This window comes from Amycolatopsis sp. NPDC088138 (assembly GCF_044741685.1).
In the GTDB taxonomy this organism is placed as follows: Bacteria; Actinomycetota; Actinomycetes; order Mycobacteriales; family Pseudonocardiaceae; genus Amycolatopsis.
Map to the genome: position 1 here is coordinate 86,022 of NZ_JBIUTB010000012.1, position 21,319 is coordinate 107,340.

The 21,319-nt window shown below is 72.9% G+C and carries 23 protein-coding genes; 14 read left to right on the forward strand and 9 right to left on the reverse strand.

The annotated features are described in order from the left end of the window. Positions 1–149 precede the first annotated feature (149 nt). Positions 150–1,085, reverse strand: coding sequence for a helix-turn-helix transcriptional regulator (locus ACIOD2_RS48885; protein ID WP_400552915.1), 936 nt, complete (start codon positions 1,083–1,085; stop codon positions 150–152). Positions 1,086–1,170: 85 nt separating this feature from the next. Here ACIOD2_RS48885 and ACIOD2_RS48890 point away from each other — a divergent pair, with 85 nt between their 5' ends. The 4 genes from ACIOD2_RS48890 (at position 1,171) to ACIOD2_RS48905 (ending at position 5,627) form a co-directional block, all read left to right on the forward strand. Continuing rightward, positions 1,171–1,560, forward strand: coding sequence for a VOC family protein (locus ACIOD2_RS48890; RefSeq protein ID WP_400552917.1), 390 nt, complete (start codon positions 1,171–1,173; stop codon positions 1,558–1,560). 82 nt (positions 1,561–1,642) lie between these two features. After that, complete coding sequence (locus ACIOD2_RS48895) at positions 1,643–2,392, forward strand: 3-hydroxybutyrate dehydrogenase (RefSeq protein WP_400552919.1); 750 nt, start codon at positions 1,643–1,645, stop codon at positions 2,390–2,392. 39 nt (positions 2,393–2,431) lie between these two features. Continuing rightward, complete coding sequence (locus ACIOD2_RS48900; RefSeq protein WP_400552921.1) at positions 2,432–3,760, forward strand: MFS transporter; 1,329 nt, start codon at positions 2,432–2,434, stop codon at positions 3,758–3,760. Between the two features lies 1 nt (position 3,761). Further along, positions 3,762–5,627: a helix-turn-helix domain-containing protein gene (locus ACIOD2_RS48905; protein WP_400552922.1), complete on the forward strand. Its 1,866-nt coding sequence runs from the start codon at positions 3,762–3,764 to the stop codon at positions 5,625–5,627. Here ACIOD2_RS48905 and ACIOD2_RS48910 read toward each other — a convergent pair. Continuing rightward, complete coding sequence (locus ACIOD2_RS48910; RefSeq protein ID WP_400552924.1) at positions 5,624–6,511, reverse strand: NADP-dependent oxidoreductase; 888 nt, start codon at positions 6,509–6,511, stop codon at positions 5,624–5,626. The genes ACIOD2_RS48905 and ACIOD2_RS48910 overlap by 4 nt on opposite strands. Positions 6,512–6,583: 72 nt before the next feature. Between ACIOD2_RS48910 and ACIOD2_RS48915 the strand changes: the two genes are divergently transcribed. Both ACIOD2_RS48915 and ACIOD2_RS48920 read left to right on the forward strand, forming a co-directional pair. Next, a complete protein-coding gene (locus ACIOD2_RS48915) occupies positions 6,584–7,123 on the forward strand; it encodes a TetR/AcrR family transcriptional regulator (RefSeq protein ID WP_400552926.1) in 540 nt (179 codons plus the stop codon). A 192-nt stretch (positions 7,124–7,315) separates the two neighbouring features. Continuing rightward, positions 7,316–7,879 carry an Ltp family lipoprotein gene (locus tag ACIOD2_RS48920; RefSeq protein WP_400552928.1) on the forward strand — a complete coding sequence of 188 codons (564 nt, stop codon included), beginning with the start codon at positions 7,316–7,318 and terminating at the stop codon, positions 7,877–7,879. 10 nt (positions 7,880–7,889) lie between these two features. On the opposite strand, the gene ACIOD2_RS48925 is transcribed toward ACIOD2_RS48920, so the two are convergent. The 3 genes from ACIOD2_RS48925 to ACIOD2_RS48935 all read right to left on the reverse strand — a co-directional run bounded on the left by ACIOD2_RS48925 (position 7,890) and on the right by ACIOD2_RS48935 (position 10,564). Then, positions 7,890–8,864, reverse strand: a complete 975-nt coding sequence (locus tag ACIOD2_RS48925) for an ArsR family transcriptional regulator (protein WP_400552930.1) — start codon at positions 8,862–8,864, stop codon at positions 7,890–7,892. A gap of 290 nt (positions 8,865–9,154) precedes the next feature. Then, complete coding sequence (locus tag ACIOD2_RS48930) at positions 9,155–9,415, reverse strand: hypothetical protein (RefSeq protein WP_400552933.1); 261 nt, start codon at positions 9,413–9,415, stop codon at positions 9,155–9,157. 228 nt (positions 9,416–9,643) lie between these two features. Then, positions 9,644–10,564 carry a LysR family transcriptional regulator gene (locus tag ACIOD2_RS48935; RefSeq protein WP_400552935.1) on the reverse strand — a complete coding sequence of 307 codons (921 nt, stop codon included), beginning with the start codon at positions 10,562–10,564 and terminating at the stop codon, positions 9,644–9,646. A 71-nt stretch (positions 10,565–10,635) separates the two neighbouring features. On the opposite strand from ACIOD2_RS48935, the gene ACIOD2_RS48940 reads away from it, so the two are divergent. Further along, on the forward strand, positions 10,636–11,058 hold the full coding sequence (locus ACIOD2_RS48940) for a nuclear transport factor 2 family protein (RefSeq protein ID WP_400552937.1): 423 nt from the start codon (positions 10,636–10,638) through the stop codon (positions 11,056–11,058). Here ACIOD2_RS48940 and ACIOD2_RS48945 read toward each other — a convergent pair. After that, positions 11,055–12,266, reverse strand: coding sequence for an alpha/beta hydrolase family esterase (locus ACIOD2_RS48945; RefSeq protein ID WP_400552939.1), 1,212 nt, complete (start codon positions 12,264–12,266; stop codon positions 11,055–11,057). The genes ACIOD2_RS48940 and ACIOD2_RS48945 overlap by 4 nt on opposite strands. A gap of 202 nt (positions 12,267–12,468) precedes the next feature. Here ACIOD2_RS48945 and ACIOD2_RS48950 point away from each other — a divergent pair, with 202 nt between their 5' ends. Further along, on the forward strand, positions 12,469–13,785 hold the full coding sequence (locus tag ACIOD2_RS48950) for a tannase/feruloyl esterase family alpha/beta hydrolase (RefSeq protein WP_400553065.1): 1,317 nt from the start codon (positions 12,469–12,471) through the stop codon (positions 13,783–13,785). Positions 13,786–14,347: 562 nt separating this feature from the next. After that, a complete protein-coding gene (locus ACIOD2_RS48955; RefSeq protein ID WP_400552941.1) occupies positions 14,348–14,761 on the forward strand; it encodes a hypothetical protein in 414 nt (137 codons plus the stop codon). Between the two features lie 98 nt (positions 14,762–14,859). On the opposite strand, the gene ACIOD2_RS48960 is transcribed toward ACIOD2_RS48955, so the two are convergent. The 3 genes from ACIOD2_RS48960 to ACIOD2_RS48970 are packed head-to-tail and all read right to left on the reverse strand — an operon-like array spanning position 14,860 to position 17,965. Further along, complete coding sequence (locus ACIOD2_RS48960) at positions 14,860–15,840, reverse strand: TolB family protein (protein ID WP_400552943.1); 981 nt, start codon at positions 15,838–15,840, stop codon at positions 14,860–14,862. Beyond that, on the reverse strand, positions 15,837–17,087 hold the full coding sequence (locus ACIOD2_RS48965; protein WP_400552945.1) for an MFS transporter: 1,251 nt from the start codon (positions 17,085–17,087) through the stop codon (positions 15,837–15,839). The genes ACIOD2_RS48960 and ACIOD2_RS48965 overlap by 4 nt, the downstream gene beginning before the upstream one ends. 5 nt (positions 17,088–17,092) lie before the next feature. Beyond that, the gene (locus tag ACIOD2_RS48970; RefSeq protein WP_400552947.1) at positions 17,093–17,965 is read right to left on the reverse strand and encodes an alkaline phosphatase family protein; all 873 of its coding nucleotides are present in this window, start codon (positions 17,963–17,965) and stop codon (positions 17,093–17,095) included. 255 nt (positions 17,966–18,220) lie between these two features. Here ACIOD2_RS48970 and ACIOD2_RS48975 point away from each other — a divergent pair, with 255 nt between their 5' ends. Genes ACIOD2_RS48975 through ACIOD2_RS48995 form a run of 5 tightly spaced genes read left to right on the forward strand, consistent with a single transcriptional unit; the run spans position 18,221 to position 21,318 of the window. Further along, on the forward strand, positions 18,221–18,487 hold the full coding sequence (locus ACIOD2_RS48975; protein ID WP_400552949.1) for a hypothetical protein: 267 nt from the start codon (positions 18,221–18,223) through the stop codon (positions 18,485–18,487). Then, on the forward strand, positions 18,484–19,434 hold the full coding sequence (locus tag ACIOD2_RS48980; RefSeq protein WP_400552951.1) for an FAD:protein FMN transferase: 951 nt from the start codon (positions 18,484–18,486) through the stop codon (positions 19,432–19,434). Before ACIOD2_RS48975 ends, ACIOD2_RS48980 begins: the two co-directional genes overlap by 4 nt. Further along, positions 19,431–20,000 (forward strand): ferric reductase-like transmembrane domain-containing protein, encoded by a 570-nt coding sequence (locus tag ACIOD2_RS48985; protein ID WP_400552953.1) that lies wholly within the window; start codon positions 19,431–19,433, stop codon positions 19,998–20,000. The genes ACIOD2_RS48980 and ACIOD2_RS48985 overlap by 4 nt, the downstream gene beginning before the upstream one ends. Then, on the forward strand, positions 19,997–21,127 hold the full coding sequence (locus ACIOD2_RS48990) for an NADH-ubiquinone oxidoreductase-F iron-sulfur binding region domain-containing protein (protein WP_400552955.1): 1,131 nt from the start codon (positions 19,997–19,999) through the stop codon (positions 21,125–21,127). The genes ACIOD2_RS48985 and ACIOD2_RS48990 overlap by 4 nt, the downstream gene beginning before the upstream one ends. After that, the gene (locus tag ACIOD2_RS48995) at positions 21,124–21,318 is read left to right on the forward strand and encodes a ferredoxin (RefSeq protein WP_400552958.1); all 195 of its coding nucleotides are present in this window, start codon (positions 21,124–21,126) and stop codon (positions 21,316–21,318) included. The genes ACIOD2_RS48990 and ACIOD2_RS48995 overlap by 4 nt, the downstream gene beginning before the upstream one ends. Position 21,319 lies beyond the last annotated feature (1 nt).

Sequence of the window (21,319 nt, forward strand, 5' to 3'; positions counted from 1 at the left end):
GGGTGATCGGCGGTACTCCGAACGGCATGATACCGGAGAGTAACGGACACTCTTGGTGGGTCCTCGTACTGTCCACAGTGTACCGATTAACGGTGTTTACCGAGTATGGCACGGAAAAGCGCACGCTCAGTGGGTGCGCTAAAAGATCTTCACCCGTACCGGTTCACCAGCTCCGAACCGAGGCGAGCGAGCTCCGCGCGGACCGATTCCGGGCCCTCGACGTCCACTAAGGAGCCCCAGCCGGCCAGCTCCTGGGCGATCATGATCGGCGCGGGCGCCGCGACGCGGACCCGGACGCGGTCCCCGGGCAGCTCGCCGATCAGCTCGCAGTGCCGGCCGAACCGGTCGCGCAGCACCCGGAGGTACCGCCGGTCCAGGACGACGTCCGCGGTGAGCGGGGAGCGGCGCCGTTCGACTTCTTCGACGACTTCTTCCCACACCTTGGCCAGTTCCAGGTCCGAGGGCCGGTCCGCGGTGTCGCCGGTCGGCTCGGCCGCGACGATCCGGTCGACGCGGAACGTGCGGCGTCCCTTGTCCGTGCCGGCCACGAGGTACCAGACGTCGTCCTTGTCGACCAGGCCCCACGGGTCGACGAGCCGCTCCGACGTCGCGCGCCCCGCGTAGGTCAGGCGGACCTTGCGGCGCGCGATGACGGCGTCCCGCAGCGCCTCGACCATCGGCGGCCGGTCCTTCGGGCGCTCGCCCCAGCCGACCTGGTCGACGAACACCGCGTCCGCGGCGGCCTCGGCGTCCGCGCGGAACGTGCCGGGCAGCGCGCCCATCAGCTTGCGCAGCGCGGACTTCACCTCCGGCGCGATCGCCGCCGCCGGCCCGGCCAGCAGGAACAGCGCCTGCGCCTCGCGGGAGGTGAGGCCGGACAGGTCGGTCCGCGCGCCGCCGACGAGCTGCCACCCGCCGCCCCGGCCGGGCTGCGGGTAGACGGGCACCCCGGCTGCCGACAGCGCCTCGAGGTCACGGCGGGCGGTCGCGACGGAGATCTCGAGCTCTGCGGCCAGCTCGCCCGCGGTCACGCGGCCGCGGGTCTGCATCAACAGGAGGGTGGCCACGAGGCGGTCGGCGCGCATGGGACCAGTCTCGCAAACAAAGTGCTCACTCGATGCGCACTTTCACCCCGCATGCTTGTGACCAGACCAAGAAGAAGGAGCAGACATGCTGCGAGGAATGGCCACCGTCTCGTACTTCGCCGACGACCACGCGGCCGCGCAGGCCTGGTACACGGAGTTCCTGGGCGTCGAGCCGTACTTCCACCGCCCCGGGTACGCCGAGTTCCGCCTCGGCGACTACCAGCACGAACTGGGCCTCATCGATCGCAAGTACGCACCGGCCGGCGCTGACACGCCGGGCGGCGAGATCGTCTACTGGCACGTCGACGACCTCGAGGCGACCGTCGCGCGGCTGCACGAGCTGGGGGCGAAGGAGTACGAGCCGATCACCGAGCGCGGCCCGGGCTTCGTGACGGCGTCGGTCGTAGACCCGTTCGGCAACGTCCTGGGTGTCATGACCAACGTGCACTACCTGTCGGTGCTCGAGGACCGGTAGCGGCCGCCGCCACTGGATCTTGCCGGGTTGTGGGTTTCGCGCACATGGCTCGCGACCGGCGTCACGCTTACCGTTCCCGTCCATGACCAGCGATCTGGACGGGCGCACCGCCCTCGTCACCGGCGGGGCCGGCGGTATCGGCCTGGCCTGCGTCCGCGCCCTGGCCGCGGCCGGGGCCAAGGTGCACGTCGTCGACGTCGACGGGGAGAAGGCCGAGGCCGCCGCGGGGGAGGTCGGGGGGTGGGCGCACGCCGCCGACCTCACCGACCCGGCCGCCGTCGACACGCTGCCCGCCGAGGTCGACGTCCTGGTCAACAACGCCGGGATCCAGCACGTCGCGCCGCTCGAGGACTTCCCGCCCGAGGCGTTCACGCGCATCCAGGCGCTGATGGTCACGGCGCCCTTCCTCCTCATCCGCCGGACCCTGCCGAGCATGTACGCGCGGGGGTGGGGGCGGATCGTCAACATGTCGAGCGTCCACGGGCTGCGGGCCTCGCCCTACAAAGCCGCCTACGTCGCCGCGAAGCACGGCCTTGAGGGGCTCTCCAAGGTCGCCGCGCTGGAGGGGGCGGAACACGGCGTCACCAGCAACTGCGTCAGCCCCGGGTACGTGCGCACGCCGCTCGTCGACGGGCAGATCGACGCGCAGGCCGCCGAGCACGACATCCCGCGAGAGGACGTCGTCGCCGAGGTTCTCCTCAAGCGCGCCGCCATCAAGAAGCTCATCGAACCCGGGGACGTCGCTTCCCTGGTGACGTGGCTGTGCTCGCCGCACGCCGGCCACGTCACCGGGGCCTCCATCCCGCTCGACGGCGGCTGGACCGCTGCTTAACCAAACCGCCCGAAAACCCACGACGAAGTGGAGCCCGCAGTGAGCCAACCCCAGCGGTCGGCGATCGCCAAGATCGTCGGCGCGAGCCTGATCGGCACCACCATCGAGTGGTACGACTTCTTCCTCTACACCTCCGCCGCCGCGCTGGTGTTCAACAAGCTGTTCTTCCCGACGGCGAACCCGCTCACCGGCACGTTGCTGGCGTTCCTGACCTACGCCGTCGGGTTCCTCGCCCGCCCGATCGGCGGGCTGGTCTTCGGCCACTACGGCGACCGGCTCGGCCGCAAGAAGCTCCTGGTCCTCAGCCTGGTGCTGATGGGCGGCTCGACGTGCCTGATGGGCGTCCTGCCGACCTACGCCACCGCGGGCGTCGCCGCGCCGATCCTGCTGACGCTGCTTCGCCTCGTCCAGGGCTTCGCGCTCGGCGGCGAGTGGGGTGGCGCGGTGCTGATCGTCTCCGAGCACGGGGACGCGAAGCGGCGCGGGTTCTGGGCGTCGTGGCCCCAGTGCGGCGCGCCCGGCGGCAACCTGCTTGCCACCGGCGTGCTGGCGATCCTGTCGGCGACGCAGTCCGACGCGGCGTTCCTGGCGTGGGGCTGGCGGGTCCCGTTCCTGCTCTCCGGCGTGCTGCTGGTGATCGGCCTGTGGATCCGGCTGGCCGTCTCGGAGTCGCCGGTGTTCCTGGCCGCCCAGCGCCGCGCCGAGGACCGCGTCGAGAAGCACGTCCCCGTCGTCGAGGTCTTCCGCGACAGCTGGCGCCAGGTGCTGGTCACGATCGGCGCGCGGATGGCCGAGAACGTCTCGTACTACGTGCTGACGGCGTTCATCCTCGTGTACGTCACGACCGGGCTGCACCTGGCGAAGGGCCTCGGCCTGAGTGCGGTGCTGATCGGTTCGGCCGTCCACTTCGTGACGATTCCCCTGTGGGGCGCGCTTTCGGACCGGGTCGGCCGCCGTCCGGTGTACCTGTTCGGCGCGATCGGCATGGCTCTGTGGGGCTTCGCGTTCTTCGCGCTGCTGGACACGAAGTCGTCCGCGGTGATCGTGCTGGCGACGACCGTCGGGCTGGTGCTGCACGGCGCGATGTACGGGCCGCAGGCCGCGTTCTTCGCCGAGCAGTTCCCGACCCGCGTCCGCTACACCGGGCTTTCTGTCGGCGGCCAGCTGTCGTCGATCGCGGCCGGGGCCGTCGCGCCCTTGATCGCCGTGGCGCTGTTCCAGAGCTGGGGCAGCACCATCCCGGTGTCGCTGTACGTCGCGGCGATGTGCCTGATCACGGTCGTCGCGCTGCTCGCCTCCCGCGAGACGCGCGGCGAATCCCTGCACGACGACGACGTCCAGGCGGAAACGGCGACCGTTTCGCCCTAGCATGACCGCCGTGACCGCACCCTCGGACGCGCTGCGCCGGCTGCTCGACCTGCTCGCCTCCGGGGCGAGCACCGAGCAGCTGGCGCACGTCGTCGTGGCCGCGCGCGCCGAGGGCGCCCTCGGCACCGCCGACCTCGCCGCGGTGGCGGACGCGGGTGAGCTGGCCCTGCGGATCCGCGAGACGCTCGCCGAGCACCGGCGCCGCGAGGCCCAGCTGGTCGCGTTGTTCGACACCGCGAGCGAGCTGGCCGGACTGTCCGAACCGGACACCGTGCTGCGCTCGATCGTCCGCCGCGCGCGGGCGCTGCTCGGCGTCGACGTCTCGTACCTGAGCCTCAACAACGAGGCCGAGGGCAAGACCTACGTCCGGGTCAGCGACGGCTCGGTGTCGGCGGAGTTCCAGCAGATCGTGCTCGGCATGGGGGAGGGTCTCGGCGGGCTGGTCGCGCAGACCGCGCGGCCGTACGCGACGGCGGACTACTTCAACGACGACCGGTTCCGGCACACGCGCCACATCGACTCCGGCGTCCAGGACGAAGGCCTGACCGCGATCCTCGGCGTGCCACTGGCCATCGGCTCGAAGGTGCTCGGCGTGCTCTTCGCCTCCGACCGCGGCACCCGCGAGTTCTCCGCGGACGAGGTCGCGCTGCTCTCGTCACTGGCCGACCACGCGGCGATCGCCCTGGACAGCGCGAACCTGCTGGACCAGACGCGCCGGGCCGTCGCCGAGCTGAACGAGGCCAACGCGACGATCCGCGCGCACAACGAGGCGATGGAACGCGCCGAGGACGCCCACGACCGGCTCACCGACCTGGTGCTGCGCGGCGGTGACCTGCCGGACGTCGCGGCGGCCGTCGCCGGGGTGCTGCACGGTGCGCTCACGGTGTTCGACACCGAAGGCGCGGTGCTGGCGAACTCGGCGGAACCGGCGTGCCACGACCCGGCCGCGCTCGCCGCGTCCCGGGCGACCGGCCGGGCGGTGTCTACAAAGGACACCTGGGTTTGCTCGGTGCAGGCAGGTCCCGAACTGCTCGGCAGCCTCGTGCTCACCGGACGCGCGGACCTCGCCGACCCGGACCGGCGGCTGTTCGAACGCGCCGGCGTCGTGACGGCGTTGCTGCTCATGCTGCGGCGGTCGGTGGTGCGGGCCGAGGACGAGGTCCGCGGCGAGCTGCTGACCGACCTGCTCACCGCGCCCGGCCGCAACCCGCGGGCGCTGCTGGCCCGCGGCCGCCGCCTCGGCATCGACCTCGCCGCGCCGCACGGGGTGCTGGTCGTGCACACCGGCGACGTCTCCCGGCGCCGCCTCGCCAGCGCCGCCGCGCGGCACGCGACGCTGGTCGGGGTGCACGCCGAGGAGGTCGTCCTGCTGGGCACCGGCGACCCGGGCGAGCTCGCCCGCCGCGTCGCCGCCGACCTCGGCGGGGTGACCGGACGTCCGGTCACCGTCGGCGCGGCCGGGCCCGCGGGCGGTCCGGAGGCCCTGGCCGCGGCCCACGCCGAAGCGGCGCGGTGCGTCCGGGCGCTGCTCGCGCTCGGCCGGACCGGCGAGGGCGCGGACATGGCGGGTCTCGGTTTTCTTGGCCAGCTGCTCGGTGACCAGGCCGACCTCGGCGCGTTCGTCCGCGCGACGCTCGGGCCGGTCCTCGACTACGACGAGCGCCGCGGCACCGATCTGGTCGCGACGCTGAGGGCGTACTTCGCGAGCGGTTCGCAGCTGGCGCGGACGAAGGACGTGCTGCACGTCCACGTCAACACCGTGGTGCAGCGGCTGGAGCGGATCGCGTCGCTGCTGGGGGAGGACTGGCAGGCGCCGGACCGGGCCCTGGAGATCCAGCTGGCGCTGCGGCTGCACCGCCTCGGTTAGGACACGCGCAGCACGATCTTGCCCCGCCGCGGCCCGGTGACGGCGTGCGCCGCGGCGGCCTCGCCCAGCGGGAAGACCTGCTGCACCGGCACGTGGAAGCGGCCTTCCTCGAAGAGCTGGGCCGCGTGGGCGAGGCCGTGCCGCCCGTCCGGCTGCCCGCCCAGCGCGCCGACGGACACGCGAACCCCGTGCTCCGGGCCGCTGAAGTCGGCCAGCGTGACCACTGTGGACGGTGAGCCGGTCAGCTCGATCAGCTCCGGCAGCGACCCCTTCCCGGCGACGTCGAGCGCGGCGTCGACCGTCTCGGAGACGCGTTCGTGCAGGCCGGGGCCGTATTCGACGGGGATCGCGCCCAGCCCGGCGAGGAACTCCCGGTTCTCCGGGGCGCCGGTGCCGAGCACCCGTGCGCCCCGGGCCATGGCCAGGACGGCCGCGAGGCTGCCGACCCCGCCGGACGCGCCGTCGATCAGCAGCGTCGAGCCCGCGCCGACGTCCAGGAGGTCGAGCGCGCGGGTCGCCGTCTCGACACCGGACGCGGCGCCGCCGGCCTGCTCCCAGGGCATCGACGGCGGCTTCGGCGTCCAGAACGCGAGGACGGCGAACTCGGCGCTCGCCCCGCCGAGGCGGGCGACGTCGACGGCGCCGAAGACCTCGTCGCCGATCCCGGGACCTTCGTCGACGACGCCCGCCCCGTCCACCCCGGGGATGTGCGGCAGGGTGACGGGCGAGCGCGACTTCCCGGCACGGATCGCCAGGTCGACGGGCGAGACCCCGGCCGCCCGCACGCGGATCCGGACCTCGCCCGGGCCGGCGTGCGGCTCCGGCAGCGCACCGACGGACAGGACCTCGGGCGGGCCGAACCGCTCGAACCGGGCTGCGAACACGCTCACTCCTTCACGGGGGATTTGCGCCTACGGTAGAAGTGATCACCGGTCTTGAGCGGGGAAGTGAGAGCCGTGCGTGACGAAGTGACGCAGAAGCGCCGGGCGGACGCCGAGCACAACCGCCGTCACCTGGTGGCGGTGGCGCACGCCGCGTTCGCCCAGCACGGCCCGGACCTGCCGGTGCGCGAGATCGCGCGGCGCGCGGGCCTGGCCCCGGCGACGGTCCACCGCCACTTCCCCTCCCGCGACGACCTCCTCGCCGCCGTGCTCGCCGGGCAGGTCGAGCGGTGCGAGCGGCAGCTGCGGGCCGCGCTCGCGGACCCGGACAGCCGCCGCGCGCTGACCCGGACGTTCCACCGCTTCGGCGAATGGCAGGTCCAGGAGCGCGGCCTGGTCGAGGCGCTGGGTGGAGCGGCCTTCGCCGACCGGCGCCGGGAACACGCGGAGGCGTTCGGCCGGCTGATCGAGCGGGCTCAAGCCGACGGAGTGCTGCGACCCCGGGTGACGGTCGACGACGCCCGCCTCGCACTGACGGCGATCACGTCGGCGCGAGCGCTGCCGGCGGTCCGGCAGCTGACCGGGGTGCTGCTGACGGGACTGCTGAGCGGTTAGCCCTCGGCGTCCGGGAGTCTGTGGGTGCAGCAGGAAACGGCTGACCGTCCCCACCGGACTACCACTCTGCGGGCGTAACACAGTGGCCGCCGTTTTCGACCTTATCGACAACATCATCGTCGCCACTGATCTTCCGCCCCCGCTGCGCACAGGCACGCCCGGGGGCGACAATTCAGAAAAGAGCGAACCGCCATGAAGAAGATCGCTATCGGCGTCGGTATCGGGTTCGCCCTGCTCGTGATCGCCACGGCCTGCAATAGCCCGACACCCCGGGCGTCCGCGCCGACCGAGCAGCCCGCCGCGGCCGCTGACCAGCTGGTTACCAGCCCGCCGGCCACCACTCAGCTGGTCACCTACCCGCCCAGCACGCCGGTGCCGACCAGCCCGAGCCACACCACCGAAACGAGCGCCGAAACGAGCACGGTGGAGGCGGCCGCACAGTTCTCGCCGCAGGTGGAAATGGCCCGCGACAAGGCGCAGAGCTACCTCGGTTTCAGCGCGTTCTCCCGCACCGGCCTGATTCGGCAGCTTTCCTCGGACGCCGGGGAAGGTTTTCCGAAAGCCGTGGCCACCGAAGCCGTGGACAGCCTGTCGGTCGACTGGAACGCGCAGGCCGTCAAGTCGGCCGAGAGCTACCTGAGCTTCACGTCGTTCTCCTGCTCAGGCCTGAAGCAGCAGCTCTCGTCGTCTGCCGGTGAAGGCTTCACCAAGGCGCAGGCCGCCTACGGAGCCGGCCACAGCGACGCGTGCAAGTGAGGCCGACCGGTTAGTCCTCCGTGAGGACGCCCGCCTGAGAAGTCCTTTGGTACAACACAAAACGCCCGTCCCGCACCTTGCTCACCAGGCCCGCGCGGTGCAACGCGCTGAGGTGGTAGGACACCGTGCCGGGCGTGTAGCCGATCCGGGTCGAGAGCTCCGTGGTCGACCGGGCCGTCTCGAGGTCCGCCAGGAGCGCCGCGCGGGCCGCGCCGACCACCCGGGCGATCGTGGCCGGCTTGCGGTCGCGGCCGGTGCCGACCCGGTGGGCCGGGTAGTAGAGCACGACCTGCCCGGGCACGTCGACCTGGATGACGGCGCCGGGCCAGCTCAGGACGCTGGGGGCGAGCACCAGATCCCGGCCCGTGACGTCGAGTTCGCCGTCCCAGGCCGAGTCGAAGGTGATCGCGTCGCCCGTCCAGCCGATGCCGGGGTGCAGCGACCCGAGCACCCGGCCGACGCCGTGGCCGACGACGGTCCGTGCGCGGTGCGTGATGTCCTGGTCGATGATCGAGCGCAGCTCGGGCCAGCCGTCGGACAGGGCGTCGCGCCAGAACCGGGCGAGCCCCGACGCGAGGCGTCGCTGCATCCGCCCCGACTCGGCGACCTGCCGGACCGCGGCGGGCAACGGCCGGGACCAGTGGGCCTGGGTGCCGGTGAGCACCTGGAGTTCGAGGTCCTCCTGCGCCGTCGCCTCGATCCGGGCGATCTGCTCGTCGAGCAGGTCGTGGTAGGCGGTTCCCGCGCCCGGCTGCGGGGTGAGCAGGTCGGGGGTGTAGCCGGCCCCGCCCCGGGGCAGCAGGTGCGCGAGCAGGGCGACGTCCGGGTGGGCGAGTGACGCGCGGGCGAGGGGCCCGGGATCCCCGAAGACCGGGTGGTGTCCCGCCGCGGTGGTGAGTTTCAGCCACGCCACGGATTCCGAAGCCGGCGAAGGCGACAGGCGGGTCCGGGACACCGTCTCGGCGTCGACCCGCAGCGTGAACACCGGATCGACGGTAGCAGCCGCCGTGGCGGATTTGAACCGGCTCGAATGCCTTCCGGTTCGCCGCGCCCACCGGGTTGGGTGACCGGGTGTGGCGAATCCTGTGGGCGGCGGTCGTGGCGCTTTCCGTGACGCTGGTACCCCCGGCCTCCGGCGCGGAGGCGGGCGGTGCCCGGCCGCAGCTGTACTGGCGGCCGGGCAGGGTGCACCGGATCAGCGCACCCTGCCGTCCCGCGCCGGAGGGGTGTGTCAGGAGGATCGAGGTGACGACGGTGGTGTTCGTCCGCCTGGGTTCAGGTGAACAGCGGGACCTGGCTGCCCGGCGGAACCCGGTGCGCGTCGGCGATCTTGTTCAGCTCGAGCTGGTAGTAGAGCACGCCGAGCCCGAAGACGAGCGTCAGCACGCAGCCGAGGCCGGCTGAGCAGGTGGGCCGCAGCCCCGCCGCGTTCTGGGCCGTGCGGATCCGGTTCCCGGTGTTGTAGTAGCTGATCAACGGCGCGATGAAGGTCCAGCTGAGGAACAGCAGGACGAGCAGCGGCCCGGCGACCGGCACGGCACGGCGGCGGTCGAACTCCGCCGTCTCCTTTTCTTCATCGCCGGCCCGGTCGCCACGGGAACCCGCTCGACCGCGGCCGGGTACTGGGGGTTCGGGACGATGGCGCCGACGGAGTTCGTCGATACGGGTTCGGACATGGTGATTCTTCGCAGGGTGGCGGCACAGGACGTGATCACGTCCGGCGATGCACTACGTGGTCGCGGCCGGGCCCCGAGGTGTTACGGATCAGGGTGTGCGCAGCCGGTGCCGGACCTCGGCGGTGAGGTCGGCCGCGGCGTCGCGAAGGGACTCGGCGAAGGCGCGGCGGGGACCGGGCTCGCCGCCCGGACGGGACGCGAGGGCCGTCGTGCGGACCGCCGCCGGGTGGTCGATGCGCGTGATCACGATCCCCGGCGGGAGCGCCGGCACGGCCAGCCCGGGCACGACCGTGACGCCGAGCCCGGCGGCGACCAGGCCGAACTTCGCGACCCAATCCCGGGCCACGAAAGCGATTTCCGGCTGCCACGACGGGGCCGCCCACGCGCCGAGCAGCGTCGTGCCCGGTTCGGTGCTGCCCGTGATCCACGGCTGGTCGCGCAGCATCTCCCCGGTGACGCTCGGGTGGCGCGCGAGCGGGTGGCCCGGCGCCATCGCCACGAACAGCGGGTCCTCCAGGATCGTGACCAGCTCGACCTCGGCGGGTGGCTGCCGGGGCGGGGTGACGACGGCGAGGTCGAGCCGTCCCCGGGCGACCGCCTTCAGCAACCCCGGGCTGAGGCCTTCGCGCAGCGGCACGCGTGTGCGCGGCTCGCGGCCGGCGAACGCGGCGATCGCACGCGGCACCAAGGCCGCCATGGCGGTGGAGAACGCGCCGACGCGCAGCCGGGAGGGCGGCCGGTCGCCCAGGTCCTGGAGGGCCTGGCGGGTGGCCTGCAGCTCGCCGAGCACCGCCTCCGCGTGCTGGACGACGACCAGCCCCGCTTCGGTGGGCCGGACCCCGCGCGCCAGGCGGTCGAACAACGGCCGTCCCGCCGCCTGTTCCATCAGCGCGATCTGGCGCGAGATCGCCGACTGCGTGTACCCGAGCCGGTCCGCCGCCACCGAAAACGAGCCGTGCCGGGCCGCTTCGCGCACGACCCGCAGGCCGGCGACGGTGAACTCACTCATGCGTACTACTGATAGCACATATGCGAGACAGTCGTTTGTCGCATGGCTCCGCCGATCCTAGGCTCGGTCGCATGAGCGCTGCACAGAACGAAAAGCTCCTGCGGGAGATCTTCGCCCAGCTCGCCGCGGGCAACGGCCGGGCCCTCACCGACGCGATGGCCGACGACTTCCGCTGGACCTTCCCCGGCCACTGGTCGTGGTCCGGCACCTGGGAACCGAAGTCCGAGGTCGTGCACGGGCTGCTCCGGCCGCTGATGGCGCAGTTCGCCGGCGACTACCGGTGTGAGGCCGACTGGATCGTCGCCCAGGGGGACCAGGTCGTCGTCCAGGCCCGCAGCCACGCCACCACGCTGCGCGGCGAGCGGTACGACCAGACGTACTGCTTCGTCTACCGCGTCACCGGCGGCCGGCTGCGCGAAGTCGTCGAACACTGCGACACCGCGCTGGTGGAGCGGGTCCTGGCCCGGATCCCCGGCCCAGGACCCGCGTCTTAGCACTGCCCGTCGGCCAGCACCCAGTAGCCCGTGGACGTCTCGCGCAGGGCGTGGGTGGTGAAGGTGTTCCACAGTCCCATCGCCTGGTTGGAGCCGTTCGCGTACGTCTGGCCGCTGCTCTGGTGCGCGCGGCCCGCCTGGGTGTGGGCGTAGTTGCTGGCCGACACGCAGGCACCCGACGGCGGCGGCGTGGTCGTGGTCGTGGTCGTCGTCGGCGGGGTGGTGGTCGGGGGCGGCGTGGTCCCGGATCCCTTGTCCAACCCGAAGAACACACCCGTGTAGTAGCTGGAGCAGATGCCGGCGAGGAAGTACGCGCCCGTGCTGCCGCACTGCGTCGTGCCGGAGCCGGGGTCGACCGCGGTGCCGTGGCCCATGCCCGCGATCGAGTACAGCTGGACCTTGTCGCCGTAGTTCGTCAGCGTCGTGCCGCCCGGCAGGGACTGCGTGCTCGTCGGCGTCTGGGAGAGGCCGTGGACCGCGGTCCACTGGTCGCGCAGCTCGGTGCCGTTGACCGGGTAGACGGTGTAGTCGCCGGTGCCCTGCCAGATCGCGACGCGCGGCCACGGGCCGCCGTAACCGGGGTACTGCGCCGTGACGCGGGACGCCCACTGCGCCGGGGTCAGGTTCTGGTTGTTCTGCTGGCAGTTCGTCGCCTGCGTGACGCTGGTGGCGCACTGCGCAGGCAGCCCGGCCATGATGCCGCCGCCGGCGAAGACGTCCGGGTAGGCGGCGAGCAGGTCCGCCGTCATGCCGCCGCCCGCCGACAGGCCCGTGACGAACACCCGGGAGCGGTCCGAGCCGTGGTCGCCGACCGCCTTGTCCACCATGGACTTGACGGACGCGGCCTCGCCGTTGCCGCGGGTGTCGTCGGCGGTGCCGAACCAGTTGAAGCACTTCAGGGAGTTGTTCGCGGTCGACTGCTGCGGGAACACGACCTCGAACCGCCACCGGTCGGCCAGCGCGGGCCAGCCGGAGTGGGCGTAATAGTCCGACGCGCTCTGCGTGCAGCCGTGCAGCGCGACGACGACCGGGCGGCCGGTCTCGAGGCCGGTCGGGGTGTAGGTGTACATCGCCAGCGCGCCCGGGTTGGCGCCGAACGACGAGACCTGGACGAGGGACGCGGCGGGCGGGTCGGCGGAGGCCACCCCGACGGTGGTGAGCACGGCGGCGGTGATCGCGGCGAGTCCGGCGAAGGCGAGCTTGCGCATAGTGACGTCCTTCTCGGCGTTGAGAGGGTTTCCGACGACGTTAGGTCGGCCGCGAAGGCCTGACCATGTGGCTCCGCACCACATCGGCGCGGGAATTCATGGTGGCGGCCGGGATGGCTCTTCCGGTCCGCGCGCGCTTGGGTTCTGTCTCATCCGAGACCTCGTCCGAGACCGGAGGTGGACCGTGCGCGGTTGGCTTGCTGTGGTGCTGGCTTCTGTTCTGGCGACGGCGGTGCCCGCACCGGCGTCGGCTTCCCGGGTTTTCGTGCCCGGCGCCCAGAAGCAGGTCGCCGTCCACCTGGACGACCTGACGACGACCGGCACCCTCGCGTCCGGCCACACCGTCCAGGCGGACTGGGCGGGGCTGACGTCGGCCGGGCTGCCCGCGCCGGGCGGCGTCCCCGGCGTCCAGGTCGACGGCTACTTCCCGGATACCTCGACGACGAACACCAACAACGGCTGGAACCACGACGCCCAGTTCGTGCTGCGCCTGCCGGACCGCTGGAACGGCGGCCTGGTCGTCGCCGGCTCGCCGGGGACGCGCCGGCAGTACGCGAACGACCGCGCGATCGGCGACCAGGTGCTGGCCGAGGGCTACGCGTTCGCCGCGACCGACAAGGGCAACACCGGCGCCGCGTTCTTCGAGGACGGCGTCCGGCCCGGCGACGCCCTGACCGAGTGGAACACGCGCGTCACCCAGCTGACGCTGGCCGCGAAGGCGGCTGCGCTGCTGCACTACGGCCGGCAGCCGTCGCGGACCCTGGCCGCCGGGTTGTCCAACGGCGGGTACCTCGTGCGGTGGCAGCTGGAGAACCGGCCGTGGCTCTACGACGGCGGCGTCGACTGGGAAGGCACCCTGTGGCGGGCCGGCGGCCCGAACCTGTTCACGTTCCTGCCGCCCGCGATGCGCGCCTATCCGGCCTACGCCGCCGGTTCCGAGGCCGCCCGCCAGTCCATTGTGGACGCCGGGTTCGCGCCGGGCTCGGAGTTCCTGTGGGACTACCACTACCGCGTCTACTGGGACCTGACGCAGCGGATCTACCGGGAAGAGGTCGACCCGTCGTTCGACGGCGCGCTCGCCGCCGGGGTCCCGTTCTGCGCCAGTGGCACGCCGTCGTGCGACGCGGACTACGCCTACGCGTCCCGGCCCGCTTCGGTGGCCCGCGCGGTGGAGCGGATCTCGCTGACCGGCCGGATCGGCAAGCCCCTGCTGACGCTGCACGGCACGCTCGACACGCTCCTGCCGATCACCCGCGACTCGGACGTCTACGACCGGATGATCACCGACGCCGGCCGCGGCGCGCTGCACCGCTACTACCGCGTCGAGGGCGGCAACCACGTCGACGGGCTCGTCGACCAGTTCCCGGAGCAGCTGCGCCCGCTCGGCCCGTGCTTCCGGACGGCGTTCGACGCACTGGCGGGCTGGCTGGGCGGCGCGCGCCCGCCGGAGTCGGCGACGATCGCCCGGCCCGCCGGGGCGACCCCGGCGGACCTGGCTCGCACCTGCTCGCTGCGCTGACACCCTCACGCGCCCCAATGTGGCGTTCGGTGCGTCAGACGCACCCAACGCCACATTGGGGCGTTCGGCACGCGGTCGTCACCGGTGATCAGTGCCGGGCCGGCGCCGAGCTGATCGGGCCGGCCCGTCCTTCTTCCGGGTGATCATGGACCCCACGAGGCCGCGTTGCCGTCCGGATCGACGCAGAAGCCGTTCGCCTTCTCGATCGGGTCACCCGTCGGCCGCGACGATCACGAGACCGGTCGTGATGCGCATTTCCGCAGCGTGCCGGGGTGCGGTACAAGCGTCGTGCAAAAGAAAAGTGAACCGGATCGAACCGGTGTGCGTACTACCCAGTGAGGGGCTTGGTCGAGCCATCGCAAAAACGCTCTGACCAGCTGTTTCACCGCCCGGATGGGCGACCCCGTTCGGCCGCTTGCGGGACCGTTGTACGTCGTTCATGATGGTCCTCGGGGTCCGTGAACAATCGATTACGTCGAATATCCAGGTGCCGCGCATGCTTCGGAAGAACCGTCCGTCCGGAAGTGAACCTCATGCTGCTACCCGTCGCCGGGGCCGCCTGATGGCCGCGGATCTGCCCGGTCTCGCGATCATCGCCGGCGTGCTGCTGCCGGCGCTCGCCGCCGCGGCCTGGGCCATCTCGCTCGAGCGGCGCTCGCGCCGCGGGCCCGGCCTGCCCGACCAGGAACCCGACTGGACGGTGGCCGGCATCCAGGCCCGGCTCCGCTTCGAGCAGGCCGCCCGGCGGTTCGCCGACGCGGGCACGATCGCGCTGCCGACCCTGCCGATCCCCGAGCAGATCGGCCGCGACTCCTCACCGGACCGGCTGCCGTGGCGGGTGCCCCGCACCATCCCGCCGCCGAGCCCGTCCTCGGGCTTCATCCCGATCCCGATGCCGGTGTCCCGCTACGCGTTCGCGCCCCCGGACAACGACCTGATGCGCCGCATCCTGGACGGTCTTCGCAAAATGGACTAATCGCCCACCCCGGTCGCCTGGCCACAAAGCCGTGAGGGGCACCTTCAGGGACTCCAGGTCCCTGAAGGTGCCCCTCACGGCATTCGAGGTTCCCGGGGTCAGGGGGCGAGCGCCGAGGGGGACTCGGCGTCCGGGATCAGGAGGCGGGGTTCGCCCGTGCCGTCCGCCGGGGTCGACCAGACGTCCGCGTGGCCCGGGCCGCGGGGTACGCCGTACCCGATCGTGTGATCGTCGAGCCAGGCCGGCTGGTCGTCGACGCTGCGGGTCTCGGCCAGCGGTGTCACCCGCGAATCCGCCAGGTCCAGGACCGAAAGCCGCCAGCCCTTGGCCGGGTCCGCGTCGATCGCGGACTTGAACGCCACCCGCGTCCCGTCCGGCGAGAGTGAGGGGCACTCGACGTTCTCCCGCAGCGTGCGGATCGTGTGCGCCGCGAAGTCGCCCGTGACCAGGTAGCGGTGCCCGGCCGTCGACATCGTCGCGTAGAAGTGTCGGTCGTCGCGGGTGAACGTGACGCCCCAGAAGTTGAGGTCGGCCGCCTGGTACGGCTTCCCGTCGAGCGTCACCGCGTAGTCCTCCAGCGTGCCGGCCAGGTCACCGGTCGCCGTGTCGAGGATGCCGGCGCGCGTGGAGAACATCCCGCCGTTGTACGAGTCGCCCGTGACGAACACCGTCCACGCCAGCATCCGGCCGCTCGCCGACACCCGCGCCCGGTTCGGCAGCCCGACCAGCGGGATCTCCCGCTGCGACGCCAGCCGCGCGTCGAGGACCACCAGCTGGTAGGTGGTCAGGTCGCCGTCCGGGCGCAGGCAGAGGCCGGTGCCGCCGGCGGCGTAGACCCGGGCGCACGACAGCGGTGACACCGTCCGCGCGCCGCCGGGGTCGGCGGCCGCGACGGTGGTGACGTGCCCGCGGTCGGCGTCCGCGGTGCTGCGGAACAGCAGCCGTGGCCCCGGCGTGAGGCTGACCGACCCGGTCGCGGTGACGTCGTGGTTGCGCGCGCTGGCGAACCCGACGTACGCGACGGCCACCCCGGCCAGCACGAGCACCCCGGCGAGCGCGATCAGGATCCGCGCCTTCACGCCGTCACCTTCCGCGGGGTGAGGACTGCGAACGTCACGCCGATCGCGACCACCGCCGCGCCGGCCGCGACGCCGATCGCCTGTTCCGCGCCCCAGAACTGCCAGGCCAGTCCGAAAAGGACGGACGAGGTGAAGTACGCTAGCGCTTGCGCCGTCTGCACCAGCGAAATCCCCGTGGTGCGCAACGCTTCCGGCAGCAGCGGCCCGGCCAGCGCCATGAGCACGCCGTCGGTGGCGGCGTAGAACGCGCCGTACAACGCCAGCGCCAGCGCGAACAGCGGCCAGCCCGTCACCGGCCCGGCCAGCAGCAGGTAGACGACGGCCAGCGCGCCGTAGCCGCCGAGCACCACCGGCAGCCGCCCGACGCGGTCGGCCAGCGCGCCCAGCGGCGCCGCGAGCAGCAGGTAGCTGAGGTTGGTGCCGACCGCGAGCAGCGGGAACCAGCCGGTGGCGACGTCCTCCTTGTGCTGCAGCAGCAGGTAGACGAACCCGTCGCCGACGGTCGCCAGCCCGAGCACGCACGCCGCGACCAGCAGTCGCCGGACGCCGCTGCCGCGCAGCAGTCCCAGTGCCGCACGAGGGGACACCGCGGCGGCCGTTCGTGGCGTCCGGCGGTCGCGCACGAACAGCACCAGCAGCAGCACGCCGATGGCCGCGATGCAGAAGCTCACGACGAACACCGCGTCGAACGCCTCGGGGTTCGTGGCGCCGACCACCGCGAGGACGCCGAGCGCGACCAGCGGGCCGGCGAACGCGCCCATGCTGTCCATCGCGCGGTGCACGCCGAACGCCCGGCCGAGCAGGGGTTCGGGCGCCGACAACGTGATCAGCGCGTCGCGGGGCGCCGTCCGCAGGCCCTTGCCGGTGCGGTCGAGGGTGATCACGGCACCGATCGCGGCCGCCGACGACCCGGCCGCGAGCAGGCCGAGCTTCATCACCGCGGACAGCGCGTAACCCACGCCGGCCACGACCTTGCGGCGCCGAACCCGGTCCGCGACATACCCGCCGACGAGCCGCAGCAACGCCGTCGCGCCGGTGTAGAGACCGTCGAACAGGCCGTAGGCCGCCGGGCTCAGGTGCAGGCCGAGCACCAGGTAGACCGGCAGGATCGCGGTGACCATCTCCGAGGAGACGTCGGTGACCAGGCTGACGGCGCCGAGCGCGAACACGTTGGCGCCGACCGCCGAGAGCTTGCGAGGCGACGCTGCCCCGGCATGCTCTCGGCGGCCGATGGTCGAGAGGTACACGCGGCCTACTGCCAGACGTCGAGGATCGGCGACTTGCTCGCGGCACCGGCGATGCCCGGCAGGCCGTAGGACGCCTCGATCGTGCGCAGCACGGTGTAGTGGTTGATCGATTCGCTGTAGCTGCCGACCTTGACGTGCGCGCCGGTGAACGAGGTGAAGATCTGGTTGACCGACGTGCCGCTGTCCTCGTCGAAGGTGGTGATCAGCAGGCTGTTGTGCGTCTTGGCCCACTGGGCGTACGCGTCGAGGTGGGCCTTGAGCCAGGTGTCGCCGGTGCCGACGGAGCAGTCGTGCATGTCGCTGCACATGTTCGGCGTCACGAAGGCGACCGTCGGAAGCTGGGTGAAGTCGGTCGGGAAGCTCGTGTAGCGCACGTTGCTCGCCGCCGGGACGTTGGAGAAGTCCACCCAGCTGTTGTGCTTGCGCATGTACGTGCCGCTGGAGCAGCCGGTGTAGCCGTCCGACGGCATCGACTCGGAGTAGCCCTTGAACGTCTTCCCGGCGCCGATCAGCTGCTGGCCCAGGTTGTCCTTGGCGCCGAGGTTCGCCGGGCAGCTGTCGCTGGTGACCCCCTGCGTAGCGCCGGAGAACAGGGCGACGTAGTTGGGCTGGCTCGGGTGCGTGATCGCGAACGAGTTCGTGAACTTCGCGCTCTGCGAGGCCAGGGTGTTGAAGTAGGGCGCGCTGGAACTGCCGTTGATCGACGAGTACTTCTTGTTCTCGAACATCACCAGGACGATGTGGTCGAACGCGGGCACGGCCGCCGCCGTCGGCTGCACGGCGGGCTCGGCCGGCCGGGTGACGACGGCCGCCGTCACGGCACCGGCGGTGACGAGGGCGGCTGCGGCGAACACGGCGAAGATCCGCTTGCGGATCATGGGTCCTCCAGCGCTGGTGCGGCCGGTCCGGCCGCGGGCTTCGTGGTGGGAGCGCCTCATGGTGCCGACGGCAGGGAGCCGGTGCGTGCCGTGCTGCGGTCCAGCACGTGAACACCGGGAAACCACCGTCGGACAAGGGAAAGGGTGGGTGAATCGCTTTCCGGCGTCAACCTCCTTTGGTAGCAGGAATGGGTAGTAGGGATCTGACAGGTTGTTCCCAGGGGGCTCACAGGAGCGGCGCCGAGACTCGTTCCCATGGACCCCGAAACGACAGCCAGGACCGCCCGCCGCGAGCACGGCCGCCGCAAGGCCGCGCTGGCCACCGCGGCCGCCGCCGTGCTCGGCGCGGCCGCCGTCGGCGCGATCGGCTTCGGCCTGTCGTCGGCGAACGCCGCCGACGACACCACCACGCAGACCACGACCACCGACAACACCACGTCGCAGGACCAGCTGCAGTCGCCGGACAGCGGCGGCTTCGACTCCGGCTCCGGCAGCGCGCACACCGGCTCGGGTGCGTCGTGACCAGCGCGAGTGCTGCCCCGAGCGGCGTCGCTGCGGCGGCGTTCCGCGCGCTGGGCACCACCGCGGAGGTGCTCGTCACCGACCCGGCCCGCCTCGATACCGCCGTCGAGCTGTTGCACGACGAGCTGGACGCGGTCGACGCGGCATGCAGCCGGTTCCGCGCCGACTCCGAGATCTCCCGGCTGCACGACGCCGCCGGACGGCAGGTCCGGGTCGGCCCGCTGCTCACCGAGGCCCTGGCCGCCGCCCTGCGCGCGGCCCGGCTCACCGGCGGGCTGGTCGACCCGACCGTCGGGACGGCCGTCCGGGCGCTGGGGTACGACCGCGACTTCGCCGCCGTCACCGACGGCCCGCTCGGCGCGGCGGCACCCGCCCCGGGCTGGCACCGGGTGCTGTTCGACCCGGTCCGCGCGCTGGTCGTGCTGCCCCGGGGCGTCCACCTCGACCTCGGCGCGACGGCGAAGGCGCTGGCCGCCGACCGCGCGGCCCGCCGGATCCACACCGCGACCGGCTGCGGGACGCTGGTGAACCTCGGCGGCGACCTCCGCGTCGAGGGCCCGGCACCCGCGGGCGGCTGGCAGGTCGCGATCGGCGACGACCACGCCGACGCCGTCACCCGGCCGGACACGACGGTCGCGCTGTCCGGTGGCGGGCTGGCGACGTCCGGGACGACCCGGCGGCGCTGGCAACGAGGCGGCCGCGCGGTGCACCACATCGTCGACCCGCGCACCGGCGACGTGCCGAAACCGCGCTGGCGCACGGTTTCCGTCGCGGCGAAGTCCACTGTGGACGCCAACGCCGCGAGCACCGCGGCGGTCGTCCTCGGCGACGCCGCGCCGTCGTGGCTCGCCGGACGCGGCCTGCCCGCGCGGCTCGTCGGCGTCGGCGGCGACGTCGTCACGACGCCGGGCTGGCCGCGCGAGACCGGGCTGCGGGAGGCGTCGTGAGCTCCGCCGTCTGGTACTTCAGCCGCGCGACCGGGCTGGTGTCGCTGGTGCTCTTCACCGCCGTCGTCGTCCTCGGCGCGCTCGGCGCCGGCCGGTTCGCGACGCGCGAGTGGCCGCGGTTCACCGTCGCCGCGGTGCACCGGAACCTGGCCCTGACCAGCCTCGTGTTCCTCGCCGTGCACATCGCGTCGGCGATCCTCGACGGGTACGTCTCGCTGAGCTGGCTCGACGTCGTCATCCCGTTCGGCGCGGACTACCAGCCGTTCTGGGTCGGCCTCGGCGCCGTCGCGATCGACCTGCTGCTCGCGATCGTCGTCACCAGCCTGGTACGCACCCGCATCCCGGCGAAGGCGTGGAAGGCCGTGCACTGGCTGGCCTACCTGTGCTGGCCGGTCGCGCTGGTGCACGGCATCGGCATGGCCGAGAGCGACGCCGCGCACGGCTGGCTGATCGCGCTCGACGTCCTGTGCGTGCTCGCCGTGCTGGGCGGGATCGCCTTCCGCGCCGGCACCCGGCACGCCGACACCGAAACCCGCAGGCTCTCCCCGCTCGGAGGCACCCGATGAGCACGCTCACCCCGCATCGCCTCGACCTGGCCGGTCACCGGCGGCACCACGGCGTCGTGCCCTGGGTCGCCTACCACGGTGACGACGGCCGCGACCGGCTGATCGAGGCCGCCCGGGCGGCGGACCTGCGCGGCCGCGGCGGCGGCGGGTTCCCGACCGCGGTCAAGCTGCGCGCGGCCCGGGCCCGGCGCTCGATCGTCGTCGCGAACGGCTGTGAGGGCGACCCCCTGAGCCGGAAGGACACGACCCTGCTCGCGCTGGCCCCGCACCTGGTGCTGGACGGCCTGCAGCTGGCCGCGCACGCGATCGGCGCCGCCGAGGCCGTGCTGTGCGTGCACGCGGGCAGCCCGGTGCTCGGGAGCGTCGCCGCGGCGCTGGCCGAGCGGGACGACCGGGTGCCGGTGCGCGTCGCGGAGATCCCGCGCCGGTACGTCGCCAGCGAGGAGTCGGCGCTCGTCCACTACCTGACGTCGGGGGACGCGCGGCCGCTCGGCAAGGAGCCACGGCCCGCCGAGCGCGGGGTGCGGGGACGGCCGACGCTGGTGGACAACGTCGACACCCTGGCCCAGCTCGCGCTGGTCGTCCTGCTCGGGCCGCACCACTACCGCGCGGCGCGGACGGACCTGGTCACGGTGACCGGCGCGGTGCGCCGGCCAGGCGTCGTCTCGGTGCGGCCGGGCGCGACTTTGGCCGAGATACTCGAGGCCGCGGGCGGCGAGGCCGAGCCGGTGCAGGCGGTGCTCGTCGGCGGTTACGGCGGAACCTGGACGGCCGAGCTGCGTGGCGGTTTGTCCGGGATCGCGGCGGTGCACGTCCTGCCGGCGTCGGCGTGCGGGCTCGACTACACGGCGAAGGTGCTGGCGTTTCTCGCTGCGGAGTCGGCACGGCAGTGCGGGCCGTGCATGTTCGGCCTCCCGGCCGTCGCGGCGGACTTCGCCGAGCTGGTCCGCGGCGGCGCCTCGGCGGACCGTCTCGCCCGCCGCGTCCCGCTGCTGAGCGGCCGCGGCGCGTGCGCCCACCCGGACGGCGCGGCGCGGCTCGCGGCGTCGGCGCTGCGGACGTTCGCGGCCGACGTCGACGCGCACCTGGCCGGCGGCCGGTGCCGGGTCCCGGCGGGTGTGGCATGAGGCTCACGGTGGACCCGATCGGCTGCCGGGCGCACGGGCTGTGCGCGGACCTGCTCCCGGAACGGATCCGGCTCGACGAATGGGGCTACCCGATCATGGCGTCGGGTCCGGTCCCGTCGGGATTGGTGGCCGAAGCCCGCCGCGCGGCGGCGGCTTGCCCCGTTCTGGCCCTGCGGCTGCGGCCGTCCTGAT